The sequence below is a fragment of the Methylovorus menthalis genome (assembly GCF_020523625.1).
In the GTDB taxonomy this organism is placed as follows: Bacteria; Pseudomonadota; Gammaproteobacteria; order Burkholderiales; family Methylophilaceae; genus Methylovorus; species Methylovorus menthalis.
In genome coordinates this window covers 1,481,330-1,504,421 of sequence record NZ_JAJAQH010000006.1, presented here as the reverse complement: position 1 = coordinate 1,504,421, position 23,092 = coordinate 1,481,330, and the positions used below count along the sequence as shown (strand labels likewise).

Below are 23,092 nucleotides of genomic sequence, written 5' to 3'. Positions count from 1 at the left end.
ATGGTTTTGCAACAATGTTGCGATTAAGTGCATGCTAATGTCTGCTGTTAAAAAATGCAACATAGTTGCATTTTTGGCGTGCTGTTGCTGGAGGTGAAAACGCTGCAGTGGATAGGGCGGTGACAGGAGGCTGGAACTGGCTGCCACGCTTCAGTGGCAGGGGGGTGAGACTCAGGCCTGCGCGCGCTGGCAGTCGGCGCAACAGCCTTTAATGTTGAGTTCGATGGAATCGACGGTAAAATGCTCGGGTATCTGCGCAGGCAATCTGGCATGCACGCCTTCCAGGCAAAATACCTTGCCACAGGAGGTGCATTTGAAGTGAGCATGTTGATGCAGCGTATTTTTTTGCGTGTGCTGGAAGCGGCGAGCCCGGTCATGCCCCATAATAGCGTGCGCCAGGCCATGCTCCAGCAGCCAGTCCAGAACGCGGTAGAGAGTGACCCGGTCAAAGGATGCCTCGCTGCCCAGAGCCTGCAGGATTTCCGGATGGGTGAGGGCGTGCTGAGCGCCCGCCAGTACATTGAGTACGGCAATACGTGAAGGCGTAGGACGTTGTCCGGCGTCCCGAATCAGTTGTTCTGCGTTTTCCATAGGCTTTAAGGGATTACATAGCCTTCAAGTGTCAGAGATAACGCCGGAAACGTCAACCACATGCCCACAAGGGCGGAAAAAGAATCAAACACGCATGAATGTATTTTACGAAGAGGATGGTGGCTTCAAGGTTGCCGCCATCATGACCGAGAATCCCGGCTCCTTGCAGGTCGAGGCCCTGACCGGCAAACGCTCCAAGATCAAGTCTGCCAACGTGCTCATGAAATTTGAGCAATCCCTGTCCGGTTTCATGGAAGCCGCCAATGCCGAGGCCGAGCAGCTGGATATCCCGTTTTTGTGGGAATGCTGCGGCGAGGACGAGTTTGCCTTTGATGAGCTGGCCCAGGATTACTACGGACAAAAACCCACGCCGGTGCAATCGGCGGCGGTGGCTATTCGCCTGCACAGCGCGCCTGTGTATTTTTATCGCAAGGGCAAAGGACATTACAAGGCCGCGCCTGCCGATACCCTGAATGCGGCGCTGGCGGCGATTGAAAAGAAGCGCCTGCAAGCAGAAAAAATTGCCACCTTTGCCGAGCAGCTCAAGGCGGGTGAATTCCCCGAAGAGTTCCGCAGCAAGCTGGACATGCTGTTTTACGACCCAGACAAAAACAGCATGGAATGGAAAGCGCTGGAGCAGGCGGCAGCCGAGACACATACCGGGCACGTGCAAGTGCTGGCCGCTGCCGGCGCCATTGCCTCCATACACGATTACCACCTGGGCGCTTTCCTGCGCGAATACTTCCCCAAAGGCACTGGGTTCGATGCGGTGGCAGCCTTGCCGCTAGTCGACGACCTGCCGCTGGCCGAGGTCGAGGCCTTCAGCATTGATGACAGCACGACCACCGAAATCGACGATGCGCTATCGGTAACGCCGCTGGGCAATGGCCTCACCCGTGTCGGCATTCATATTGCCGCTCCGGCGCTGGGTATTTTGCCGGATTCACCGCTGGATGCCATCGCGCTGCATCGTTTGTCCACGGTATACATGCCGGGCAACAAGATCACCATGCTGCCGGAAGAAGCCATTGAGCCTTTCAGCCTGAATGCAGGCCATGCGCGGCCTGCGCTGTCGTTGTATCTGGATGTGGCGGCAGATTTCAGCATTGTGCATCGCGAAAGTCGCGTGGAGCGCGTGCGTATTGTGGAAAACCTGCGCCATGATGCGCTGGAACCCTATTTCAACGAAGCTACGCTGGCGGAGGATAGCGGCCATCCCTATTGGGCGCGCCTGCTGTTCCTGTTCAACCTGGCCGAGGCGCTGGAAAAAGCCCGTGGCAAGTACGACCCGACCCGCCCGCCACAGCTCGATTACAACTTTTATGTCACTGACGGCAAGGTGCAGATCGGGGCGCGCCGTCGTGGTTCGCCCATGGACAAGCTGGTGGCCGAGCTGATGATAGAAGCCAACAGCCAGTGGGGTCTGCTGCTGAAAGAACATGCCATTCCCGGCATTTACCGCGCCCAGAATGGTGGCAAGGTTTACATGACCACGCAGGCTGAGCCACACCAGGGCCTGGGCGTGGGGCAATATGCCTGGAGCACCTCGCCTCTGCGTCGCGCGGTGGACCTGATCAACCAGCGCCAGGTGATATCGGTATTGCGCGCTGAGCCGCCGGTGTATCCGCCGAACAGCGATCTGCTGGCCTCGGCCATGCGTAATTTTGACCAGACTTACAATGCCTACAACGAATTCCAGACGCGCATGGAGCGCTACTGGTGCCTGCAATATCTGGTGCAGGAAAACGTCCAGGAAATAGGCGCCACGGTATGGCGCGAAAATCTGGTGCGGCTGGATAACTTGCCTTACATCACCAAGGTGCACAGTCTGCCTGAGCTGGCGCCGGGTACCCGCGTCAAGCTGGAAATTCGTCAGGTGGATACGCTCATGATGGAACTGGACACCAGATTCAACGGCGTGGAGGCACCCGTAGCCGAGGTGGACCATGTTTAGGATGGGCCGCAATATCGCACGCAGCATACACCGGGCGATTACGCATGAAGACAGCGTGGATGTGAGCGAGATCGACGGCGTGCGCTCGCTGCACCTGGGCTCGGATACCGTACAGAGCTCCATGCGGGTCAAGGCACCTTATGATCTTGAACTGAAATACACGCGCGGCATGATGGTGTTTCTGCTGTTCAACAAGCAGGTGCGCAATCTGGTCATGATAGGTCTTGGCGGCGGCTCGGTGCCCAAGTACATTTACCAATATCTGCCGCAGATTGCCTGCAAGGTGATCGAGATCAACCCGCGTATCATCGAGGTGGCGCGCAGTCACTTTTTTGTGCCGCATGACGAATACCTGCCCTCGGGCGAGGCCCGCTTTGAAGTTGTGCAGGCCGATGGTGCCGTGTATGTCGCCGAAAACGCTGACAGCATGCAGGTGCTGGTGATCGACGCCTTTGACAGCCGCGGCATTCCGCAAGACCTCTGTACCCAGTCCTTCTTTGACGACTGCTTTGAAGCGATCACGCTGGATGGCATGCTGGTGGTCAATCTGTGGGGCTCGGACCGCAATTTTGATGTCTACCTGCAACGCATCGAACAAAGTTTTCATCAGCGCGTGCTGGTCATGCCGACCGGCCGCCCTGGCAATATCATCGTATTTGCCTTCAAGCGTGCGCCGCAGGATCTGCGCTGGAGCTCGCTGCGCGAACGCGCGCGTGCGCTGGAAGCCGAATACAAGATCGAATTCATGGATTTCATTGAGCGCTTGCGCGACCATAATCCGAATACCCCCAATCGTTTGCTGCTGGAAAGAGAGTCCGCGGAATGAAATCCCATCAATTTTTTGCCACCTGCCCACGCGGGCTGGAAGCGCTGCTGGCCGAAGAGCTGCAGCAACAGGGCGCGCGCGCCGTGCAAGTGACCGATGGCGGCGCCTCGTTTGGCGGCGACATGGCGGTATGCTACCGCGTCAACCTGCACAGTCGCCTGGCGACGCGTGTGCTGCTAGAAGTGGTGCGTGGCAACTATGCCAGCGAAGATGATCTTTATCAGGCCGCGCTCAAGTTCAACTGGCCCGAATGGTTTGATGTGGGTCGCAACTTCATGGTCAAGGTTACCGGCGTCAAATGCCCATTGAAAAGTCTGGAATTCGCCACCTTGCGCATCAAGGATGCCGTGTGCGACCGATTCCGCCAGGCCGTGGGCAGCCGCCCCTATATTGACACCAAAGAGCCTGATGTCCGCATACACGCCTATCTGGCCGCCGAGCATTTTCAGTTTTACCTGGATACTTCCGGTGATGCGCTTTACCAGCGCGGTTTGCGCCGAGCCAGCATAGAAGCGCCGCTGCGTGAAAACCTCGCCGCGGGCATTCTCAAGCTATCCGGCTGGCAGCCGGGCACCTCGCTGCTAGACCCGATGTGCGGCAGCGGTACATTTTTGCTCGAAGCCGCCATGATGGCCTTGCACATTGCGCCCGGCAGCCGCCGTCATTTCGGCTTTGAAAAACTGAAGAATTTTGATGCAGACAAATGGAAGAGCCTGCGTCAGCAAGCGCAAAGCCAGGCCAAGCCTGTGACCTTCCAGAAAATCTACGGCAGTGATCAGGATTTGCGCGCCGTGCGCGTCAGCAAGCAAAATCTGCAAGAGGCCGGGCTGCTGGAAGCCGTGCAATTGAGCCATGCCGATATGGTTGAAGTGCCGCCACCTGCCGACGCTGGTGTGCTGGTTGCCAACCCGCCTTATGGTGTGCGTATTGGTGAAGACGAAGAGCTGGCCGCGCTTTATCCGAAAATGGGCGAAGCGCTCAAACGCAAGTTTGCCGGCTGGAATGCCTACTTTCTGACCAACGACCTGCGCATGCCCAAGCTGATGCGACTGGCGCCTTCCAAGCGTACGCCCTTGTTCAACGGCCCGCTGGAATGTCGTTTGTTTGAGATCCGCATGGTGGCGGGCAGTAACCGCAAGGAGAAGCCTGCCGATGAGTGACAGCCTGGATGAACTGCGCGCCCGGGTGAATGCCTTCGTTGCCGAGCGCGACTGGGCGCAGTTTCATACGCCCAAAAACCTGGCGATGGCGATGATCGTGGAAGCGGCGGAAGTGGTGGAGCATTTTCAATGGGATACCCCGGCGGAAAGCGCTACCATGGAGGATGCCCGCAAGACTGAGATTGGCCATGAGCTGGCGGATACCTTCGTCTACCTGCTGCGGATTGCCGAAGTGTGCGGCATAGACCTGATCGCCGCTGCCAACGCCAAGATAGACCTCAACGCGAAGAAATATCCGGCTGACCTGGCGCGTGGCAGCAATGCCAAATACACCGCCTATCAAGTGCCGCCGGAGGCGGAAGGCTAGCGCACAAATGCTTTGCCATCCTCGTGCAATCCAAGGCGGGGCTGCTTGATCAATAGACCGGTTTGCCCTTGCAGGGCAGGGCAGCCGAGGTAATGCGGCCAATCCAGGCCGCCTGTGCCATATCTTCCTCTGCCAAAAACAATTCCCCTATCGTTTTCTGGCCTTTGGCGCCAGACATGCTCAGCACAAGCATCACGCGCTGATCGGCACGCAGACGTATATCCCAGCCATGCTCGGTCTGATCCACCGTGCTGGTGCGGTTGGGGTAGGATTCTGCCAACCTTTGCAGCACGCACCAACTCGCATTTTTGCTGCTATCAGCAAACTGGTAGCATGGCTTCAGCAGCATGGTGCTGGATTACGGTGTGTTGCTGGCACAGCCGGTTAACAGCAGTGGGGTCAGCCGGCTGGCAAAAACCAGTGTGCAGGTGCTGTGGCCTTGATGCATGGCGATGTCCTCGCAGGGCGGTCATGATGCGCTGGATTTTAGCAGGCAACAGGCGAGGAATAGGCGGCGGTTTCTGGTAAAATTACATTTTTGCCAACGTCCTGAATTTATTCATGTCCAGCCTCCAAATGATCAGCCTTCGCGGCAGCGCAGCACTCTCCGATTTTCGTCTCGATAAAATTCTCACTGCGCTCAAGGCAACTGCCCCGCGTATCAGCCATCTCTATGCCGAGTTCTGGCATTTTGCCTGGTCCGAAACCGCGCTGACGACCGTCCAGCAGGACACCCTGAAGAAGATTCTCACCTATGGCCCCACGCTGCACGAAGAGCAGCCGCAAGGCGAGTTGCTGCTGGTGGTGCCACGCCCCGGCACGATTTCGCCATGGGCATCACGGGCTACCGACATTGCCCGCCACTGTGGGCTGGAAAGCATGCAGCGCCTGGAGCGCGGTGTGGCCTACTATGCCGCCACAGCCGATGGCACTCCCCTGACCGAGGCTGAAAAACAGGCGCTGAAAGCGGTGATTCATGACCGCATGACCGAAGCTGTTTTCCCGACGCTCGAAGATGCGGCCCGTCTTTATCACATTGCCGAGCCAGCTCCGCTGGCCACGGTGGATATTCTCGCTGGCGGCAAGCCTGCGCTGGAAGCGGCCAATAGCGAGATGGGCCTGGCGCTGTCGCCGGACGAAGTGGATTACCTGCTGGAAAACTTTACCCGCATCGGCCGCAACCCGACCGATGTTGAGCTGATGATGTTTGCCCAGGCCAACTCCGAGCATTGCCGTCACAAGATTTTCAATGCCGACTGGGTGATTGATGGCGTCAAGCAGGACAAATCGCTGTTTGGCATGATCCGCAATACCCACCAGCTGAATCCCGGCAATACCGTCGTGGCGTATTCCGATAACGCATCGATTGTGCAGGGTGAAAGCACCCGCCGCTTTTATCCGCAGGCCGATGGCGAATATGGCTACATCGAAGAAGACATGCATTTCCTGATGAAGGTGGAAACGCATAACCACCCCACGGCGATTTCGCCATTTGCCGGTGCTGCTACCGGTGCTGGCGGTGAAATTCGAGACGAAGGTGCCACGGGTTCAGGCTCCAAGCCCAAGGCTGGCCTGACCGGGTTTTCTGTCTCCAACCTGAATATTCCTGGCTTCAAGCAGCCATGGGAAACCGATAACGGCAAGCCATCGCGTATTGCTTCTGCCCTGCAGATCATGATCGACGGACCGCTGGGTGGCGCTGCCTACAACAACGAATTCGGCCGCCCCAATATCGCCGGTTATTTCCGTACGCTGGAGCTGGAAGCCGCGGGTGAGCTGCGTGGCTATCACAAGCCCATCATGCTGGCGGGCGGTGTGGGCAATATCTCGGCCAAGCATTCGAAAAAGAATCCGATTCCTTCGGGCGCCTGCCTGATTCAGCTGGGCGGTCCTGCCATGCTGATTGGCCTCGGCGGTGGCGCGGCATCCAGTATGGATACCGGCGCCAATACCGAAAACCTGGACTTTGACTCGGTGCAACGTGGCAACCCTGAACTTGAGCGTCGCGCGCAGGAAGTCATCGACCGCTGCTGGCAGCTGGGGGATGACAATCCTATCCTCAGCATTCACGACGTCGGTGCCGGTGGTATTTCCAATGCCTTCCCCGAACTGGTGAATGATGCCGGTGTGGGCGCCCTGTTTGAGCTGCGCAATGTGCATAACGAAGAGCCTGGCATGGCGCCGCGTGAGCTGTGGAGTAACGAGGCGCAGGAACGCTATGTCATGGCGGTGGCGGTGGAAGATCTGGCGCGCTTTGCCGAGATTTGCGAACGTGAGCGCTGCCCGTTTGCGGTGATTGGTCATGCCACCGAGCAACGCCACCTGACCGTGGCCGATAGCCATTTTGAAAACAAGCCTGTGGATATGGATTTGTCCGTGTTGCTGGGCAAGCCGCCCAAGATGACGCGCACCGTGACGCATCTGGAGCGTGATCTCAGGCCATTTGATGCCAAGGTGTCGCTGAAAGAAGCGGCCGAGCGCGTGCTGCGCCTGCCGGGTGTGGCCGACAAGACTTTCCTGATCACGATTGGTGACCGCACGGTGACGGGCCTGATCGCCCGCGACCAGATGGTGGGCCCATGGCAGGTGCCAGTGGCCGATGTGGCGGTGACGCTGGCGGGTTACGAAACTTACCGTGGCGAAGCCTTTGCCATTGGCGAGAAAGCGCCATTGGCGCTGATTGATGCCCCGGCTTCCGGCCGCATGGCGATTGCCGAATCCATTACCAATATTGCTGCCAGCCGCATTGAGCAGCTGTCTGACCTCAAACTCTCTGCCAACTGGATGGCCCCTGCCGGACATCCCGGGGAGGATGCTGCACTGTTTGATACCGTGCGTGCCGTTGGCATGGAGCTATGCCCGCAACTTGGCATCAGCATCCCTGTCGGCAAGGACTCCATGAGCATGAAAACTGTGTGGGAAGAGGGCGGCGACAAAAAAGCCGTGACTGCCCCGATTTCGCTGGTGGTCACCGCATTTGCCCCGACACCCGATGCGCGCCAGACCCTGACGCCGCAACTGCGGACCGATCTGGGCGATAGCAAGCTTATCCTGATTGATCTGGGCAATGGCCGCAACCGCATGGGCGGTTCTGCCCTGGCCCAGGTGTATGGTGCTACCGATAACGTAGCGCCCGATCTGGATAAACCAGAGCAGCTGAAGGCTTTCTTTGAGCAGATTCAGGCGCTGAATGCCGCTGGCAAGCTGCTGGCGTACCATGACCGCTCGGATGGCGGCCTGTTTGTCACCCTGGTGGAAATGGCGTTTGCTGGTCGCTGTGGCATTGATATTGATCTTTCTGCGTTGTCTGGGGATGCCGTCAGCGTGCTTTACAACGAAGAGCTGGGTGCCGTGGTTCAGGTGCCAGCCGCCGAAGCATCGACGATTGCCGAGCAACTCAATCAGGCCTTGCAAGGCTGTGCGCATGTGCTCGGCGCGCCAGTGAACAACAATCACGGCATCATCATCCGCAAGCATGGTGAAGTGGTATTTGCCGAGCTGCGTACCGATCTGCATCGCATGTGGTCCGAGACCACTTACCAGATGCAAAAGATGCGTGATAACCCGGTCTGTGCCCAGCAGGAATACGATCGTATTCTCGATGTGCAAGACCCCGGTCTGCACCAGTACCTGACCTTTGATATCGCCAACAAGATCGAAGCGCCTTATGTCGCTACCGGTGTGCGTCCACGCATGGCGGTGCTGCGAGAGCAGGGCGTCAATGGCCAGGTGGAAATGGCGGCAGCGTTTGATCGTGCTGGCTTCCAGTCGGTGGATGTGCACATGAGCGACATCATCAGTGGCCGCGTCAGCCTCAAGGATTTTGCCGGTGTGGTGGCCTGTGGTGGCTTCTCGTATGGCGATGTGCTGGGTGCTGGCGAAGGCTGGGCCAAGTCCATTCTCTTCAATAGCCGCGCCAACGACGAGTTTTCAGCGTTCTTCCAGCGTCAGGATTCTTTCGCGCTGGGTATCTGCAATGGCTGCCAGATGATGAGCAACCTGCGTGATCTTATCCCCGGCGCTAGCCACTGGCCGCATTTCGTGCGCAACCGTTCCGAGCAGTTTGAGGCACGCGTTGCCATGGTGGAAATCATGGACTCACCTTCGCTGTTTTTCAGCGGCATGGCAGGGAGTCGCATGCCGATTGCCGTCGCGCATGGTGAAGGTTTTGCGGAATTTTCTGGTGAAAGTGCGGTCAACAGCGTACTTGCCGACAAACTGGTCAGTATACGGTTCGTTGACAATACGGGGAGTGCGACGGAAACCTATCCATTCAACCCCAATGGTTCGCCACAGGGCATTACCGGTCTCACTACGCGCGATGGGCGTTTTAGCATTATGATGCCGCATCCGGAGCGTGTATTCCGTACTGTGCAGCATTCGTGGCATCCTGATGGTTGGGGTGAAGATGGGCCGTGGATGCGTATGTTCCGTAATGCACGCAAGTTCATCGGTTGATGTGTGAACGTGGATGTTAATTAAAATACGATAATAAGATTAGAGAGAGAACAGCATGAAAACAATCAAGGCAATCCTGTTGGCAGCAGCACTCTGTATTCCGTTTTCGGCCTTTGCGCTGACAGGCGATGAGCAGGTTGAGTACACCGATGCACTGGGTACCGGCAAGCTCAAGTTGGTAAAGAAATACGTAAGCGAACACAAGGTGGATATCAACGACAAATACTTCGCCTGGTCGGCATTGCAGATTGCCGCCAACAAAGGTCAGCTGGCCGTGGTGAAATATCTGGTTGAGCAAGGCGCTGATGTGAATTACCAGCACCCCATGACCAAAATGACGCCTCTGCATCTGGCGGCTTATGATGGCTATACCGATGTCGTCAAATACCTGATTTCCAAGGGCGCTGACGTTAATATCAAGATGCGTGGTGGTGTTTCCATCGTGCGTGCCGTAAGAGACACTGGCAATACCAAGATGGTGGAAGTGCTGGAAGCCGCTGGCGCCAAGGATGATGGTTGCGAAGGCCAATGTAACTAGGCTTGTTATCAAGCCCATGCAGTTAAAGCTGGTGTTTAACCCGCTATAATCATAAAGAGCGAAGCCCGTACTCGATCACAGGCTTCGCTCTTTTGCATTTCCCGGCCGCTTGGCCCAATCCTGCAACGATTGGTAGCCCATGAAACTGATAGCTCCTTACCGGATTCCTGTCTTGGGAGTCCTCATGTGTATGTCTGGCAGCGCCTTTGCGCAAACCCCTCAATATTCTCCGCATATCCAGGTGCTGGCTGCTTCCTGCGCTGCGTGCCATGGCACCGATGGTAATAGCGTGGGTGGAACGCCCGTGCTGGCCGGTCTCGATAGCCTGTATTTCATTCGCCAGATGAAGGCGTTTCGCTCCGGCGAGCGTCAAGCTACCGTGATGCAACGCCATGCCAAAGGGCTGACGGAAGATGAAATTGTGGGTCTGGCCGCGTTTTTTGCCACGCAGCCTCGGGTCGCTGGCAAGCTCCCGCCCTCCATGAAGCTGGAGCCTTCTCATGACCATTGATAGACGCAATTTCCTCAAGCTCGGGTCGGCGGCTGCGCTGCTGACCGGCTGCTCTCCTTTGTTGCGTGCTGCTGAAAGGCCCAAGCCCAGAGTGGTGGTGGTTGGCGGTGGCTACGCGGGCGCTGCTGCGGCCAAGTATCTCAAGCTGTGGGGCGGTGATACGGTCGATGTGGTGGTGGTAGAGCCAAGCTCGCAGTTTGTCTCCTGCCCCCTGAGTAATCTGGTGCTGGGCGGCAGCAAAACCATGGATGACCTCACCTTCAGCTATGCCGCACTTAAGAAAAATCATGGTCTGCAGTGGGTGCGTGACTCAGTGGTGGCCATTGATCCTGAGCGTAAAAAGGTGATACTGGGTCGTAGTGATTTTGGCTATGACAAACTCATCCTCGCGCCTGGCGTGGATTTTATTTACGATGCGCTGCCAGGAATGGAGAGTGACGCTGCGCGCAAGCAGGTGCCACATGCCTGGAAAGCTGGTGAGCAGACCGTCAATCTGCGCCGCCAGCTGGAGAGCATGCCGGACGATGGCGTGTTTGTGATGAGTATCCCCAAAGCGCCTTACCGCTGCCCGCCCGGGCCTTACGAGCGGGTGTGCCAGGTGGCGTTTTACTTCAAGCAGCACAAGCCCAAGGCCCGCATTATCGTGCTGGATGCCAATCCGGAAATTGTCTCCAAGAAGGGCTTGTTTACCAAAGCCTGGGCTGATCTCTACCCTGACATGATTGACTACCGGCCCAATAGCGTAGTCATTGAAGTGGATGTTGCTGGACGCACCTTGATGACCGAGTTTGAAAGCATCAAGGGTGATGTCTTGAATGTGATCCCGCCACAGCGTGCTGGAATCCCCGCGCAACTGGCGCAGGCGAACAATATCGACAAGCGCTGGTGCGAGGTGGATTTTCTGACATATGAATCAATGGTGGTTCCGCATGTCCATATCATAGGTGATGCGGTATCGGCGGCTTTGCCCAAGTCAGCACACATGGCCACATCGCAAGCCCGGGTGTGTGCCAACGCCGTGCTGGCAGCGCTGACCGAGCAGCCCGTGGATACATCGCCCGTGTTTGCCAACACCTGCTACAGCTATGTCAGTGACCACATGGCCATGCACGTCGCCAATGTGTATCGCTACAACCCGGCAAAAAAAATCATGCTGTCAGCCGAGGGCGGGGGTGTCTCTGATGCGCCTTCCGAACTTGAGGCGGACTATGCCCGCTACTGGGCACAGAATATCTGGTCCGACGTACTGACATAATCAAGTCTAAGTACCTGATACAGGAGTAAGTGAATGTCCAAGCCGAGTATCCACCGGCCATTAGTCGAATTTTTCATGCTGCTGGCGATAGCCATGAGCGTAACGCCTGCCTGCAGCTATGCTGATCAGGCAGCCGAAGCGCCAGTTCCGGCAGATGTGTCGAGTGCCGTGCGATTGCCCGCTGGCTTCAGCTTGAATGTCTTTGCCCGCATAAATCCGGGTGAAGGCTATTTCAGCGGGCCGCGCATGATAGCATTCGGCCCGGATGGCAATCTGTATCTCACCACGGGTATGGGCGGCCAGGTGCTGATGCTGCCTGATCGCGACAAGGACGGCAAAGCCGACGAAACGGTGGTGGTGGCAGACAAGCTGAATGCACCGAACGGCATTGCGTTTATTGGCAAGCAATTGCTGGTGGCAAATCAAGATGGTGTGGTCCGGCTTGAGCAGCAGGGCGGCAAATGGCCCGCTGCGCAAACCCAGCCTGCCAAAGCCCAGCCCATTATCAGCGGACTGGCAACGGGTGGACATACCCTCAAGACCATCAAGCAGGGGCCGGATGGCTATCTTTATCTCAATGTGGGTTCAAGTTGCAATGTTTGCCGGGAGCAAGACCCTGGTCGCGCGGCTATTCTTCGCTATACCGCAGAGGGCAAGCCTGCCGGTGCACTAGTAACACTGGGGCGGCATGCCCAGTCAGCCGTATGGGCGAGCGGGCTGCGCAATTCGCAAGGGTTTGCCTGGCATCCGCAAACCCAGGCCATGTTTGCCACCAATAATGGCGCAGATATGCGCTCGGAAACCCGTGGTGGGCGCGTAAATGATGATATTCCGCCTGAGCATCTGAACCAGATTGAATCAGGAAAGAATTATGGCTGGCCGCATTGCTGGGGCCAGCGCGTGCCGGATCCCAACTTTGAAGGGCCAGCCGGATTCTGCGCTGCCATGCAGCCGCCTGCGATCACGTTTGACGCGCACTCGACGCCACTGGGCATGACTTTCCTGAATCAAAGCGGATTTCCCAAGGATTACCAGGAGGATGCCATTGTGGCTTTGCATGGCTCCTGGAATCGGGTAAATCCCTCGGGATATAAACTGGTACGTGTAAAATTCAAGCAGAATCAACCCGTTGAAGTCACGGATTTTGCTACTGGCTGGCTGCAAGGCAATGCCGCCTGGGGCCGCCCGGTAGATACACTGATTGGCCCGGATGGTGCGTTATATGTGTCGGATGACCGTTCTGGCTTGGTGTATCGCATACGCTATCAGGGCAAATAATCGTTTTTAATGAAGGAAAGTACCATGAACCATAGACTGCATTTACTCTCCTGGCTGGTCGCGGGGCTCTTGCCCATGCAAGCCATGGCGCTGGCGGATGAAGCCGCCAAGCCCGCCGATATGCTGATCTACATCAATCCGCAGGAATACCAGCACCCCATCAAGCTCTGGCAGTTTTACAACGACTACTGGTTTGCCCAGGGCCCGGCGGTAGAGCCGGTTGCCAAAGAAGTGATGGGTGCCGAGTTTGGCAAGGTGGGCATGTGCGAGAGCAATCTGGTGGGCAATACGCTGGTCAAGTTGCAACCCAAGATGTTCTACAACCCGCACATGAAGATTTTCTACGGCACCATTATTGCCAGCGCTTATAGTGGTAGCGGCAAGCCGATTGGCACCTACGTTGGCGAATCAGAAAAAAGCGGTTTTCTCGATGTAGTACCTGCCTATCAGGTGGAGCAATCCTACAAGCTCGCCATGCAACAAGTGGTGGCCAAGATGAAAGCCGACCCCGCATTCAGCGATGCCGTGAGGAATGGCATTCCCTCAAACGAAACGGCTACCCCATGTTCCATGGTAAGCGTGCTGCCTTCCATAAAAAGTCCTAAATAACCAACCCAGGAGATATACGCCATGACCCGCATTCTACGTCTCACCCCGCTTGTACTCGCGTTGTCCGTGCTGTTCGCGCCCCTCGCGCATGCCCACGAAGGCAAGAAAATCGGTGGCTTCAAAACGCCGGAATCCGTGCTGCAAACCAAGGATGGCCGCGTATTTGTCTCTGAAATTGGCGAATTCGGCAAAGATGGCGACGGCCAGATCAGCGTGATCTCACCCGATGGCAAAGTCAGCGTATTCGCGACCGGCATGGACGACCCCAAAGGTCTGGCCATCATCGGGCAGGATATTTATGTTACCGACAAGGCCCGGGTGCTGAAAGTCAAACCCGACGGCAAGTGGGAAGTGTTTGCCGCGGCCACCGCTTTCCCCGTCACCCCGCAATTCCTCAACGACATCGAGCCTGATCCCAAGGGCAATCTCTATGTCAGTGACAGCGGCGACATCAATACCGGCAGCGGTGGCGCCATTTACCGTTTGGACAAGGCAGGCAAGGTAAGCTTGGTGATCGACGGCAAGCAGGACCCCAAGGTGCTGAGCCCGAATGGCCTGGTCGTGGATGACACCGGCGATGTACTGCTGGAAGTCGACTTTGCCTCCGGCATCCTCTACAGCTACAACATGAAATCCAAAAAACTCACCAAGCTCGCGGAAGGGTTCGGCGGTGGTGATGGCCTGGTGCACGCCAGCTCAGGCGTTATCTACGTCAGCGACTGGAAAAACGGCAAGGTATTTGAGCTGGGCCACGACGACGAAGTGAAACTACTGAAAGACGGTTTCAAGGCAGCTGCTGATATTGCCCTTAGCAAGGATGAAAAATACCTCATCGTGCCTGATATGAAAGCAGGCGAAGTAGTGTGGTTGCCTTTGCATCCAAAGAAGCATTGATCAGTCATGTAGCTTGAAATCAAGTTGTAAAAAAAGCGCCTCGATGAGGCGCTTTTTTTATGGAGCAAGAGCGTTCTTACTTCAGGCAAACAATGCTACCAAGCCCTCCAGCCCCACATGATTCAGCGCATAGCTAGCTTGCTGCTGCACGACGGGTTTGGCGTGGTAGGCGACGCCCGCGGCGGCAACCGACATCATGGTGAGGTCATTGGCACCGTCGCCTATCGCTACTACCTGGTCAGCGTTCAGCCCGAGTTTGTTGCGGGTGGCGATGAGGAAATCGGCCTTGGCCTGGGCGTCTACGATGCTGCCTAATACCTTGCCGGTCAGTTTGCCATTGATGATCTCAAGCGAATTGGCCTGGGCGTAATCCAGACCCAGTATGGCTTTTACCTTGTCGGCGAAAAAGTCAAAGCCGCCGGAGACCAGCAGGGTGTGGATGCCGTTTTCGCGGCAGGCGTCTATCCAGGTCTGGGCGCCGGGGTTGAGTTGCAGTCGCTCGTCGATGACGCGTTGCAGGGCAGAGTCTTCCAGACCTTCCAGCAGAGCCACCCGGCGGCGCAGGCTTTCGGCGAATTCGATTTCACCGCGCATGGCACTTTCGGTAATGGCGGCGACTTGCGGTTTCAGGCCGTACATATCGGCTATTTCGTCTATGCACTCAATGCTGATGAGCGTGGAGTCCATGTCCATCACCGCGAGGGCAAAGCGTTTGAGCGTGTGTTTGTCATCGACGTAGGCGCAGTCTATCTGCTGTTCGCGGCAAAAATCGACGACCACTTGCAGGGCTTCGGTTTGCCGCGGCAGGCTGTAGGCGTGTTCGGCCAGTTGCGTGAATTGCAGCCCCTGCTGGGCACTGCTGAGCTGGTGCAGGTGCGCTAGGTGCGAGAAGCTGATGGCGGAGCCTTGAACAACGAGACGCATGGCGGTGATAAGCTTAAGTGAGTAAGGCTGGCATTATACATTGCGCGGGCTCTGCATGCGGCTTCCCGGGCGTTATCTGCACTGGCGCAATAGGCCGAATTGCGCGAAAATGCGGTATTGCATCCACACTAAGCCCCTTCTATGAATTTGCATGAGTATCAGGCCAAAAGCCTATTGCAGCGCTACGGTTTGCCCATTCCCCAGAGTCAGGTCGCAGAGAATCCCCAATCCGCCGTTGAGGCCGCCAAGAGCATTGGTGGTGATGCCTGGGTGGTAAAGGCGCAGATTCACGCGGGTGGCCGAGGCAAAGCGGGTGGCGTCAAGGTGGTGAAGTCGTATGAGGATGTTGAAGCGGTGGCCGCCAGCTTACTCGGCAAGCCGCTGGTCACGTATCAGAACGCGCCGGATGGTCAGCCTGTATTGCAAGTGCTGGTGGAGCAGACCTTGCCGATTGCGCGTGAGCTGTATCTCTCCCTGCTGGTGGATCGCAGCCTGGAGCGTGTGGTGATGGTAGCCTCTGCTGCGGGCGGCATGGATATTGAAGAAATCGCCGCTACCCAGCCTGAAAAAATTCTGCAGGAAGTGTGCGACCCCTTGAATGGTCTGGTCGATTTTCAGGCGCGCAACCTGGCGTTTGGCCTGGGTCTGGCCGGTGAGCAGATTGCCGCCTTTGTGCGTCTTGCCAAGGGATTGTACAAGCTCTTCAAGGAAAACGACTTGGCCCTGCTGGAGATCAACCCGCTGGTGGTGACTGCCGAAGGTGCGCTGGTGGCACTGGATTGCAAGATGAGCGTCGACGATAACGCGCTTTACCGTCAGAAAGCCCTGGCCGAGCAGCGCGACTGGAGCCAGGACGATGCCAAGGAAGCCGAAGCACACAACGCCGGCCTAAATTACATTGCACTCAACGGCAACATTGGTTGTATGGTCAACGGCGCTGGGCTTGCAATGGCGACCATGGACCTGATCAAGCTGCATGGTGGCGCGCCGGCCAACTTTCTGGATGTGGGCGGTGGAGCGACGGCTGCCACCGTGGCGCGCGCGTTCAAAATCATTCTGGCTGATAGTAACGTCAAGGCTATCCTGGTGAATATCTTCGGCGGCATCATGCGCTGCGACATTATTGCCGAGGGCATCATCACCGCCGTGAAAGAAGTTGGCATCCAGATTCCCGTTGTCGTCCGTCTTGAAGGTACAAACGTTGAGCTTGGCAGAAAGATGCTGAGCGAAAGCGGTCTCTCGATTATCTCGGCAGCCGGTCTCACCGATGCCGCCCAACAGGCGGTGCGTGCCGTCAATCATGCAGCAGTGAAAGCGTAATCATGGCAATTCTGGTTGATCAACATACCAAGGTCCTGTGCCAGGGGTTTACCGGCAAGCAGGGTACTTTTCATTCCGAGCAGGCGCTGGCGTATGGCACCCGAATGGTAGGCGGCGTGACGCCCGGCAAGGGTGGCCAGCAGCATCTGGATTTACCGGTATTCAATACCATGCGCGATGCCGTGCGTGAAACCGGCGCCAATGCCTCGGTCATCTACGTGCCGCCGCCATTCGCCGCCGATTCCATCCTCGAAGCATGTGATGCAGGCGTGCCGCTCATCATTTGCATTACCGAGGGCATTCCCGTGCTGGACATGCTGAATGTGAAGGCCGCGCTCAAGGCAAATGGCACGCGCCTGATCGGCCCCAACTGTCCGGGTGTGATCACGCCGGATGCGTGCAAGATCGGCATTATGCCGGGCAGCATCCACTTGCGTGGCAAGGTGGGCATTGTTTCCCGCTCCGGCACCCTCACGTATGAAGCTGTACACCAGACCACCGCACTTGGTCTTGGTCAATCGACCTGTGTCGGCATAGGCGGCGACCCGATACGCGGCATGAATTTTATTGATTGCCTGGCATTGTTTGAGCAAGACCCCGAGACTGAAGCCATCATCATGGTGGGCGAAATTGGCGGGGCCGATGAAGAAGCCGCTGCCGAGTACATCAAACAGCATGTGACCAAGCCGGTGGCGGGCTATATCGCTGGCCAGACGGCACCCAAGGGCAAGCGCATGGGCCACGCCGGGGCGATTATCTCCGGTGGCAGCGGCAAGGCAGAAGACAAGATACGCGCGCTGGAGCAGGCAGGCGTTATCGTCGCCAGCTCCCCGGCCGGACTCGGCGAAGCAGTACAAGCGGCCATCAAGGCCGCGACCTCAGCGAATTGATGACAAAGGAATTACATGCGGCGCTATCCTGAAAAGTTTGCACGAAAACTTCTGCTGGCCCTGATTGCGCCAGCGCTGGTGCTGCCAATGGCCTTGCCAACCGCGCAGGCAGCGGAACAGATTCCGTATCTGCTGACGGTGTCTTCCAAAGGCGATATCGCCACGGTCAAGGCCATTCTGGATAGCGGTGCCAGCCCCAACACCAAGGATGCCGATGGGGTTACCGCACTAATGTATGCCGCGCGTAAGGACAAGGCCGAGGTCGTCAAGCTGCTGTTGCAAAAGGGCGCCAACGTTAATGCCAAAGATAACGGCGGCTGGACGGCACTGATGATGGCCGCCAAAAAGAACTTTGTAGCGACCGCAAAAGTGCTGCTCGAGCATGGTGCCGACCCCAAGATTCGCGATGAATCGGGCTGGAGTGCGCTCGGCATGGCTGCTACCTCTGGCTATAGCGAGATGGTGGACCTGCTGGTGAAAAACGGCGTAGACGCCAGCGCCAAGAGTGACGATGGCAAAAGCGTGCTGATGTATGCCGCAAAAAATGGCGACTTGCCCACCATCACTACCTTGATTGATAACGGTGCAGACCTGCGTGCCCGGGATCGTTTCGGTGCCACTGCCTTGATGTGGGCGGCTCGCGAAGGCAATGCCGAGGCAGTGAAGCTGCTGCTGGAGCGTGGTGCCAAGGTCAATGAGCAAGATAGTTCTAAATGGACAGCGCTCACCTGGGCGGTCAAGAAATCCAACGTTGATGCTGCTACGGTGCTGCTGGACAACGGCGCTGACGTCAACCATCGTGATTCTGAGGGCACGCCCTTGTTGCAACTGGCGGTGGACAACGGCTCGGTTTCCATGGTCAAGCTGATGCTCGAACGTGGCGCCAATGTGAAAACCAAGGATCAATACGGACTGACAGCCCTGGTTTATGCCCTCAAGGGCGGTAAGGCAGAAATCGTACAACTCATCAAAGATGCAGGTGGAAGCTATTAGTAAATCGCTGATGCAGATCGCCATTGCCCAGATCAATTGTGTGGTGGGCGATCTCGCCGGAAATGCTGCCAAAATATTGAGTTATGCGCATGAGGCCAAGGCGGCCGGAGCCAGCTTGATGTTAACGCCAGAGCTGGCCTTGAGCGGTTATTCGCCGCAAGATCTGTTGTTGCGCGAAGACTTTACCCGCCATTGCCAGCGTGAATTGCAGGCTTTGGCAAAGGCGCTGCCGGATATCACCGTGGTGGTCGGGCACCCCCATCGCCAGCATGGTCGCTGTTACAACGCCGCTTCGGTATTGCAGGGCGGACACATTGTAGCGACCTATCACAAGCATGCCTTGCCCAATCACAGTGTGTTTGATGAGGTGCGCTATTTTTCGCCGGGCCATAAAGCCGAGGTGTTTGAACATCGGGGCGTACGCTGTGGTGTGCTGATCTGTGCGGACGTCTGGGAGCCCGGTCCGGCCAAAGCCAGCAAGCAGGCGGGTGCCGAACTGTTGCTGGTGCTGAATGCCTCGCCTTTCCATCTGGAAAAACAGCAGCAACGCTACAAGGTATTGGGCAAACGGGTAGAAGAAACCGGCTTGCCGCTGATTTATACCAATATGGTGGGCGGGCAGGATGAACTGGTATTTGATGGCAACTCGGTGGTGATTGATCGCTGCGGTGCGCCTGTGCAGCAATTGGCAGCCTTTACCGAGCAGCTGGCACTGGTAAGTATTGATTTGAGTACCAAAAACCGTGCCAATCCTCTGCCTGCGGAAATATCCCCTGGCCTCACGCGCGAGGAGTCTGCCTATCAGGCGCTCACCCTCTGCCTACGTGATTATGTGCAAAAGAATGGTTTCCCCGGCGCGGTGCTGGGCTTGTCCGGCGGGATCGATTCTGCGCTGACGTTGGCGATTGCCGTGGATGCCCTGGGGGCAGACAAGGTGCATGCCGTCATGATGGCGTCGGAGTTTACGGCGGATATGAGTGTGGACGATGCGCGCAAAATGGCACGTCAACTGGGTGTCAAATATACCGAGTTACCGATCAAGCCGCTGTTTGACCAGTTCTGTGAGACGCTGGCTGAGCCGTTTGCTGGTACCAGCTTTGATACGACGGAAGAGAATCTGCAAGCCCGCATACGCGGTACGCTTTTAATGGCATTATCCAACAAGTTTGGTAGCATAGTGCTGACCACAGGCAACAAGAGCGAGATGGCCGTAGGCTATTCAACCTTGTATGGCGACATGGCGGGCGGCTTTGCCGTGTTGAAGGATATTTCCAAGACGCTGGTGTATCGGCTGGCACGCTATCGCAATACGCTATCGCCGGTGATCCCTGAGCGCATCATCATCCGGCCACCATCGGCCGAGTTGCGGCATGGCCAGACTGATCAGGATAGCTTGCCGCCATACGATGTGCTGGATGCCATCATGGAGGCTTACGTCGAGCGTGACTCCAGCCGTCAGGAAATTGTCGCCATGGGTTATCGCGAGCAGGATGTGGCGCGTGTACTCAGCCTGATTGATCGCAATGAATACAAGCGGCAGCAGTCGCCGCTAGGCGTTAGAGTGACAGAGCGCGGGTTCGGTCTGGACCGGCGTTATCCTGTTGTTTCCAGATTCGTGAGTAAAAACTGAATCAACTAAAAAGAGGCTAGGGGATTAAGCAAATGAAGAAGATTGAAGCAATCATCAAACCGTTCAAACTGGATGAGGTTCGTGAAGCGCTGTCCGAAATTGGCGTAAATGGCCTGACCGTGACCGAAGTTAAAGGCTTTGGCCGTCAAAAGGGCCATACCGAACTTTATCGCGGTGCTGAATACGTGGTGGATTTCCTGCCCAAGATCAAGGTCGAGCTGATCATCGCTGACAGCCTGCTGGAAGCTGCCATGGAAGCCATTATCAAGGCCGCGCGCACCGGCAAGATTGGTGACGGCAAGATTTTCGTATCCAATGTCGAGCAAGTGGTGCGCATTCGTACTGGCGAAACGGACGAGGCGGCCATCTAGGCTGGCCTGTCGGGTGGGCTAGATCATCTCCATGCCGGTCATTGCCAAGACAGTGCTGTTGCTGACCATGTCAAACGTCTTCATGACGTTTGCATGGTATGCCCACCTTAAAAGTCTGAACGACAAACCCTGGTATGTCGCTGCGTTTCTCAGCTGGCTGGTGGCGTTTGTTGAATACATGTTTCAAGTGCCTGCCAATCGCGCAGGCTTTACCGTTCTTTCCCTGGGCCAGCTCAAGGTATTGCAGGAAGTCATCACGCTGATGGTGTTTGTGCCATTTGCCGTGTATTACATGCATCAGCCACTCAAGCTGGATTATCTGTGGGCGGGCTTGTGCCTGCTGGGAGCGGTGTATTTCATGTTCCGCAGTTAAGTGATCTGTAAGTTAAATGATCTGTAAGTGACCTGCGCCCGTCAGGAATACCCGTTCAATAAAACAAAAGGCCCGACGCCATGGCGGCTCGGGCCTTTTGCCATTGTGGTTTAGACAAGGTGTTTGCTAGCGGCTAATATCCGAGTGCGCGCGCCGTCTGGTAAAACACAAAGCTCACTACCCACGCCAGGCCCAGCGACCATAGCAGCGAGAGCATCATGAAGCCTATGCTTTTGGACTCGTTCTTGAGCGTGGCAATGGTGGAGAGGCAAGGGGTGTAGATCAGCGTAAACAGCATGAAGCTCATGCCTTGCACCCAGTCGAGCTTGGTGGCCATTACTTGCATCAGGGCATCGCCTTGCAGGCCGTAAATCACGGCAAGCGCGCCTACCACGATCTCCTTCGCCACAAAGCCGAAAATCAGCGCGATCGCCAGTTGACCATCAATGCCAACCGGGTTCAGCACTGGCGCGAGCCAGGTGCCTATCATGCCGGCAATGGTGCCTGCGCTGGCGGCAGGAACATCGCTGGGGAAATTGGTCAGTGCCCAGACCAGCAGCACACCAATGATGATGAACTTGCTGGCGCGGGTGAGGAAGTGGCGCACCTCTTGCCAGCCGCGCAGCCAGATCTGGCGCGGGGTAGGAAAGCGGTAAGGCGGCAGCTCCAGAATAAAGGGCTCCGTGCTGCTATAGCGGCCCTTGTAAATAATGGCGGTGAGGAAGATGGTGGCAAAGCTCACCATGTAGAGCGAAAACAGCACGAGCGGTGCCTGCTTGGGTGTGAATAGCGTGGCCGTCATGAACAGGAATACCTGCAGGCGTGCCGAACAAAGCGAGAGCGGAATGACCAGCATGGTCAGCAGGCGCATATTGCGTGAGCGCATGACGCGGGTGCCCATCAAGGCTGGTACATTACAGCCGAAGCCCATCAGCATCATCACAAAGCCGCGGCCATCCAGGCCCATCTTGGCCATCAGCGCATCCACCAGAAAGGCGGCGCGCGAAAGATAGCCGCTATCTTCCACCATGGTCATCACCAGGAAAAACAGAACGATAATGGGGATGAAGGCAGCGACCGTACCTATGCCGTTGTAGATACCATCCAGCATCAGGCCGCTGAACCAGCTGGGTGCATGCTGCAGTAATGGTTCCAGTACATCGGCACGGAACAGATCCAGCGCCCAGGCGATGCCTTCCTGCAGGGGCGTTCCCAGCGTGAAGATCAGCTGGAACAAGAGATACATGGCGGCAAAAAACAAAGGCAGGCCAAACCATGGGTGCAGCAGCACACGGTCTATCCGTGAGGTGACCAGGTCATCCAGCTGGGCAGGGTAATGCACGGTGCTTTTGACGATGGCTTCCATCTGGTTTTCGATGGTGTCGTCGTTTTTCAATTGTTCGCGAATCTCGGCGGGGCTTGGATGTTGCTCGGCCAGATGGCGGGCTGCTTCTTTCAAGGCCTCCGGACAACCGTTGCCGTGCTTGGCGCTGATCTGCATGACCGGCATCTGCAATTGCTGCTGCATGCCCGGCAGGTTGAAGGTGATGCCGGATTTTTTTGCCTCATCGCTCATGTTCAGCAGCAGAATGCACGGCAGGCCCAGCGCTTTTACCTGCAAGGCCAGTGAAAGCTGGCGGTCTATCTGCGAGCCATTGAGCACGATCACGGCAAGATCGACGTCATTGTTTTCAAGAAAATGCCTGACCACAGACTCATCGTCCGAAAACCCATGCAGGTCATAAATGCCGGGAAGATCAATGATCTCGACAATATGGCCGCCTAGTAGCAGCTTGGCGGCCATCAGGTCTACCGTGATGCCCGGCCAGTTGCCGACACGCGCCGAGGCGCCGCTGACGCGGTTGAAAAAGGTGGATTTGCCCGTATTGGGCATGCCGAGCAGGGCGATACGTTTCATTGTTGGCTAATCTGTATGCGACGCGCTTCAGTGATGCGCAGGATGATATCGGTCGTGCCGATGCGAACATGCAAGGGGCCGTTAAAGCTGGCCCGACGGATGACTTCAATTTTTTTGCCGATGCGGAATCCCAGGGCGGCAAGCCGTTGAAACAGGGATTCATCAGCATCTATCCCGCAGATCACGGCATGGGTGCCGGGCTGCAGTTGTGAAAGGTCGGACATCGGTTTGT

The 23,092-nt window shown here is 56.7% G+C and carries 22 protein-coding genes; 17 read left to right on the top strand and 5 right to left on the bottom strand.

Annotation, left to right across the window (positions count from 1 at the left end; all coding sequences use genetic code 11):
• Positions 1-171: 171 nt before the first annotated feature.
• Positions 172-591: a Fur family transcriptional regulator gene (locus LG204_RS12950; protein ID WP_013441720.1), complete on the bottom strand. Its 420-nt coding sequence runs from the start codon at positions 589-591 to the stop codon at positions 172-174.
• A gap of 94 nt (positions 592-685) precedes the next feature.
• On the opposite strand from LG204_RS12950, the gene LG204_RS12945 reads away from it, so the two are divergent.
• From LG204_RS12945 to LG204_RS12930, 4 genes are read left to right on the top strand one after another with little or no spacing between them, the layout of a single operon-like run.
• A complete protein-coding gene (locus tag LG204_RS12945; protein ID WP_230337666.1) occupies positions 686-2,545 on the top strand; it encodes a ribonuclease catalytic domain-containing protein in 1,860 nt (619 codons plus the stop codon).
• Entirely contained in the window at positions 2,538-3,371 is an 834-nt protein-coding gene (locus LG204_RS12940) for a polyamine aminopropyltransferase (protein ID WP_230337665.1), read from the top strand. The genes LG204_RS12945 and LG204_RS12940 overlap by 8 nt, the downstream gene beginning before the upstream one ends.
• Positions 3,368-4,531, top strand: a complete 1,164-nt coding sequence (locus LG204_RS12935; RefSeq protein ID WP_230337664.1) for a THUMP domain-containing class I SAM-dependent RNA methyltransferase — start codon at positions 3,368-3,370, stop codon at positions 4,529-4,531. Before LG204_RS12940 ends, LG204_RS12935 begins: the two co-directional genes overlap by 4 nt.
• Positions 4,524-4,898, top strand: coding sequence for a nucleotide pyrophosphohydrolase (locus LG204_RS12930; protein WP_230337663.1), 375 nt, complete (start codon positions 4,524-4,526; stop codon positions 4,896-4,898). The genes LG204_RS12935 and LG204_RS12930 overlap by 8 nt, the downstream gene beginning before the upstream one ends.
• 49 nt (positions 4,899-4,947) lie before the next feature.
• Here the strand turns inward: LG204_RS12930 and LG204_RS12925 are convergent, their stop codons facing one another.
• Positions 4,948-5,247: a hypothetical protein gene (locus LG204_RS12925; protein ID WP_230337662.1), complete on the bottom strand. Its 300-nt coding sequence runs from the start codon at positions 5,245-5,247 to the stop codon at positions 4,948-4,950.
• Between the two features lie 212 nt (positions 5,248-5,459).
• On the opposite strand from LG204_RS12925, the gene purL reads away from it, so the two are divergent.
• The 7 genes from purL (at position 5,460) to LG204_RS12890 (ending at position 14,441) form a co-directional block, all read left to right on the top strand.
• Complete coding sequence (gene purL, locus LG204_RS12920) at positions 5,460-9,356, top strand: phosphoribosylformylglycinamidine synthase (protein WP_230337661.1); 3,897 nt, start codon at positions 5,460-5,462, stop codon at positions 9,354-9,356.
• A 55-nt stretch (positions 9,357-9,411) separates the two neighbouring features.
• On the top strand, positions 9,412-9,894 hold the full coding sequence (locus LG204_RS12915; protein WP_230337660.1) for an ankyrin repeat domain-containing protein: 483 nt from the start codon (positions 9,412-9,414) through the stop codon (positions 9,892-9,894).
• A gap of 139 nt (positions 9,895-10,033) precedes the next feature.
• Positions 10,034-10,405, top strand: a complete 372-nt coding sequence (locus LG204_RS12910) for a c-type cytochrome (protein WP_230337659.1) — start codon at positions 10,034-10,036, stop codon at positions 10,403-10,405.
• Positions 10,395-11,660 carry an NAD(P)/FAD-dependent oxidoreductase gene (locus tag LG204_RS12905; protein ID WP_230337658.1) on the top strand — a complete coding sequence of 422 codons (1,266 nt, stop codon included), beginning with the start codon at positions 10,395-10,397 and terminating at the stop codon, positions 11,658-11,660. The genes LG204_RS12910 and LG204_RS12905 overlap by 11 nt, the downstream gene beginning before the upstream one ends.
• A gap of 33 nt (positions 11,661-11,693) precedes the next feature.
• Complete coding sequence (locus tag LG204_RS12900) at positions 11,694-12,938, top strand: PQQ-dependent sugar dehydrogenase (protein WP_230337657.1); 1,245 nt, start codon at positions 11,694-11,696, stop codon at positions 12,936-12,938.
• Between the two features lie 24 nt (positions 12,939-12,962).
• Entirely contained in the window at positions 12,963-13,547 is a 585-nt protein-coding gene (locus tag LG204_RS12895; RefSeq protein ID WP_230337656.1) for a hypothetical protein, read from the top strand.
• A gap of 21 nt (positions 13,548-13,568) precedes the next feature.
• Complete coding sequence (locus LG204_RS12890) at positions 13,569-14,441, top strand: SMP-30/gluconolactonase/LRE family protein (RefSeq protein ID WP_230337655.1); 873 nt, start codon at positions 13,569-13,571, stop codon at positions 14,439-14,441.
• A gap of 81 nt (positions 14,442-14,522) precedes the next feature.
• On the opposite strand, the gene serB is transcribed toward LG204_RS12890, so the two are convergent.
• A complete protein-coding gene (gene serB / locus LG204_RS12885) occupies positions 14,523-15,365 on the bottom strand; it encodes a phosphoserine phosphatase SerB (RefSeq protein ID WP_230337654.1) in 843 nt (280 codons plus the stop codon).
• A 141-nt stretch (positions 15,366-15,506) separates the two neighbouring features.
• Here serB and sucC point away from each other — a divergent pair, with 141 nt between their 5' ends.
• Genes sucC through LG204_RS12855 form a run of 6 tightly spaced genes read left to right on the top strand, consistent with a single transcriptional unit; the run spans position 15,507 to position 20,942 of the window.
• On the top strand, positions 15,507-16,685 hold the full coding sequence (gene sucC / locus LG204_RS12880) for an ADP-forming succinate--CoA ligase subunit beta (protein ID WP_230337653.1): 1,179 nt from the start codon (positions 15,507-15,509) through the stop codon (positions 16,683-16,685).
• A gap of 2 nt (positions 16,686-16,687) precedes the next feature.
• Positions 16,688-17,575, top strand: coding sequence for a succinate--CoA ligase subunit alpha (sucD, locus tag LG204_RS12875; RefSeq protein WP_230337652.1), 888 nt, complete (start codon positions 16,688-16,690; stop codon positions 17,573-17,575).
• 15 nt (positions 17,576-17,590) lie between these two features.
• Positions 17,591-18,568, top strand: coding sequence for an ankyrin repeat domain-containing protein (locus LG204_RS12870; RefSeq protein WP_230337651.1), 978 nt, complete (start codon positions 17,591-17,593; stop codon positions 18,566-18,568).
• 10 nt (positions 18,569-18,578) lie between these two features.
• Positions 18,579-20,198 (top strand): NAD+ synthase, encoded by a 1,620-nt coding sequence (locus tag LG204_RS12865; protein ID WP_230337900.1) that lies wholly within the window; start codon positions 18,579-18,581, stop codon positions 20,196-20,198.
• A gap of 32 nt (positions 20,199-20,230) precedes the next feature.
• The gene (locus LG204_RS12860; RefSeq protein WP_230337650.1) at positions 20,231-20,569 is read left to right on the top strand and encodes a P-II family nitrogen regulator; all 339 of its coding nucleotides are present in this window, start codon (positions 20,231-20,233) and stop codon (positions 20,567-20,569) included.
• A 31-nt stretch (positions 20,570-20,600) separates the two neighbouring features.
• The gene (locus LG204_RS12855) at positions 20,601-20,942 is read left to right on the top strand and encodes a DMT family protein (protein ID WP_230337649.1); all 342 of its coding nucleotides are present in this window, start codon (positions 20,601-20,603) and stop codon (positions 20,940-20,942) included.
• A 133-nt stretch (positions 20,943-21,075) separates the two neighbouring features.
• On the opposite strand, the gene feoB is transcribed toward LG204_RS12855, so the two are convergent.
• On the bottom strand, positions 21,076-22,860 hold the full coding sequence (gene feoB, locus LG204_RS12850) for a ferrous iron transport protein B (RefSeq protein WP_230337648.1): 1,785 nt from the start codon (positions 22,858-22,860) through the stop codon (positions 21,076-21,078).
• Positions 22,857-23,084 carry a FeoA family protein gene (locus LG204_RS12845; RefSeq protein WP_015829706.1) on the bottom strand — a complete coding sequence of 76 codons (228 nt, stop codon included), beginning with the start codon at positions 23,082-23,084 and terminating at the stop codon, positions 22,857-22,859. Before LG204_RS12845 ends, feoB begins: the two co-directional genes overlap by 4 nt.
• Positions 23,085-23,092 lie beyond the last annotated feature (8 nt).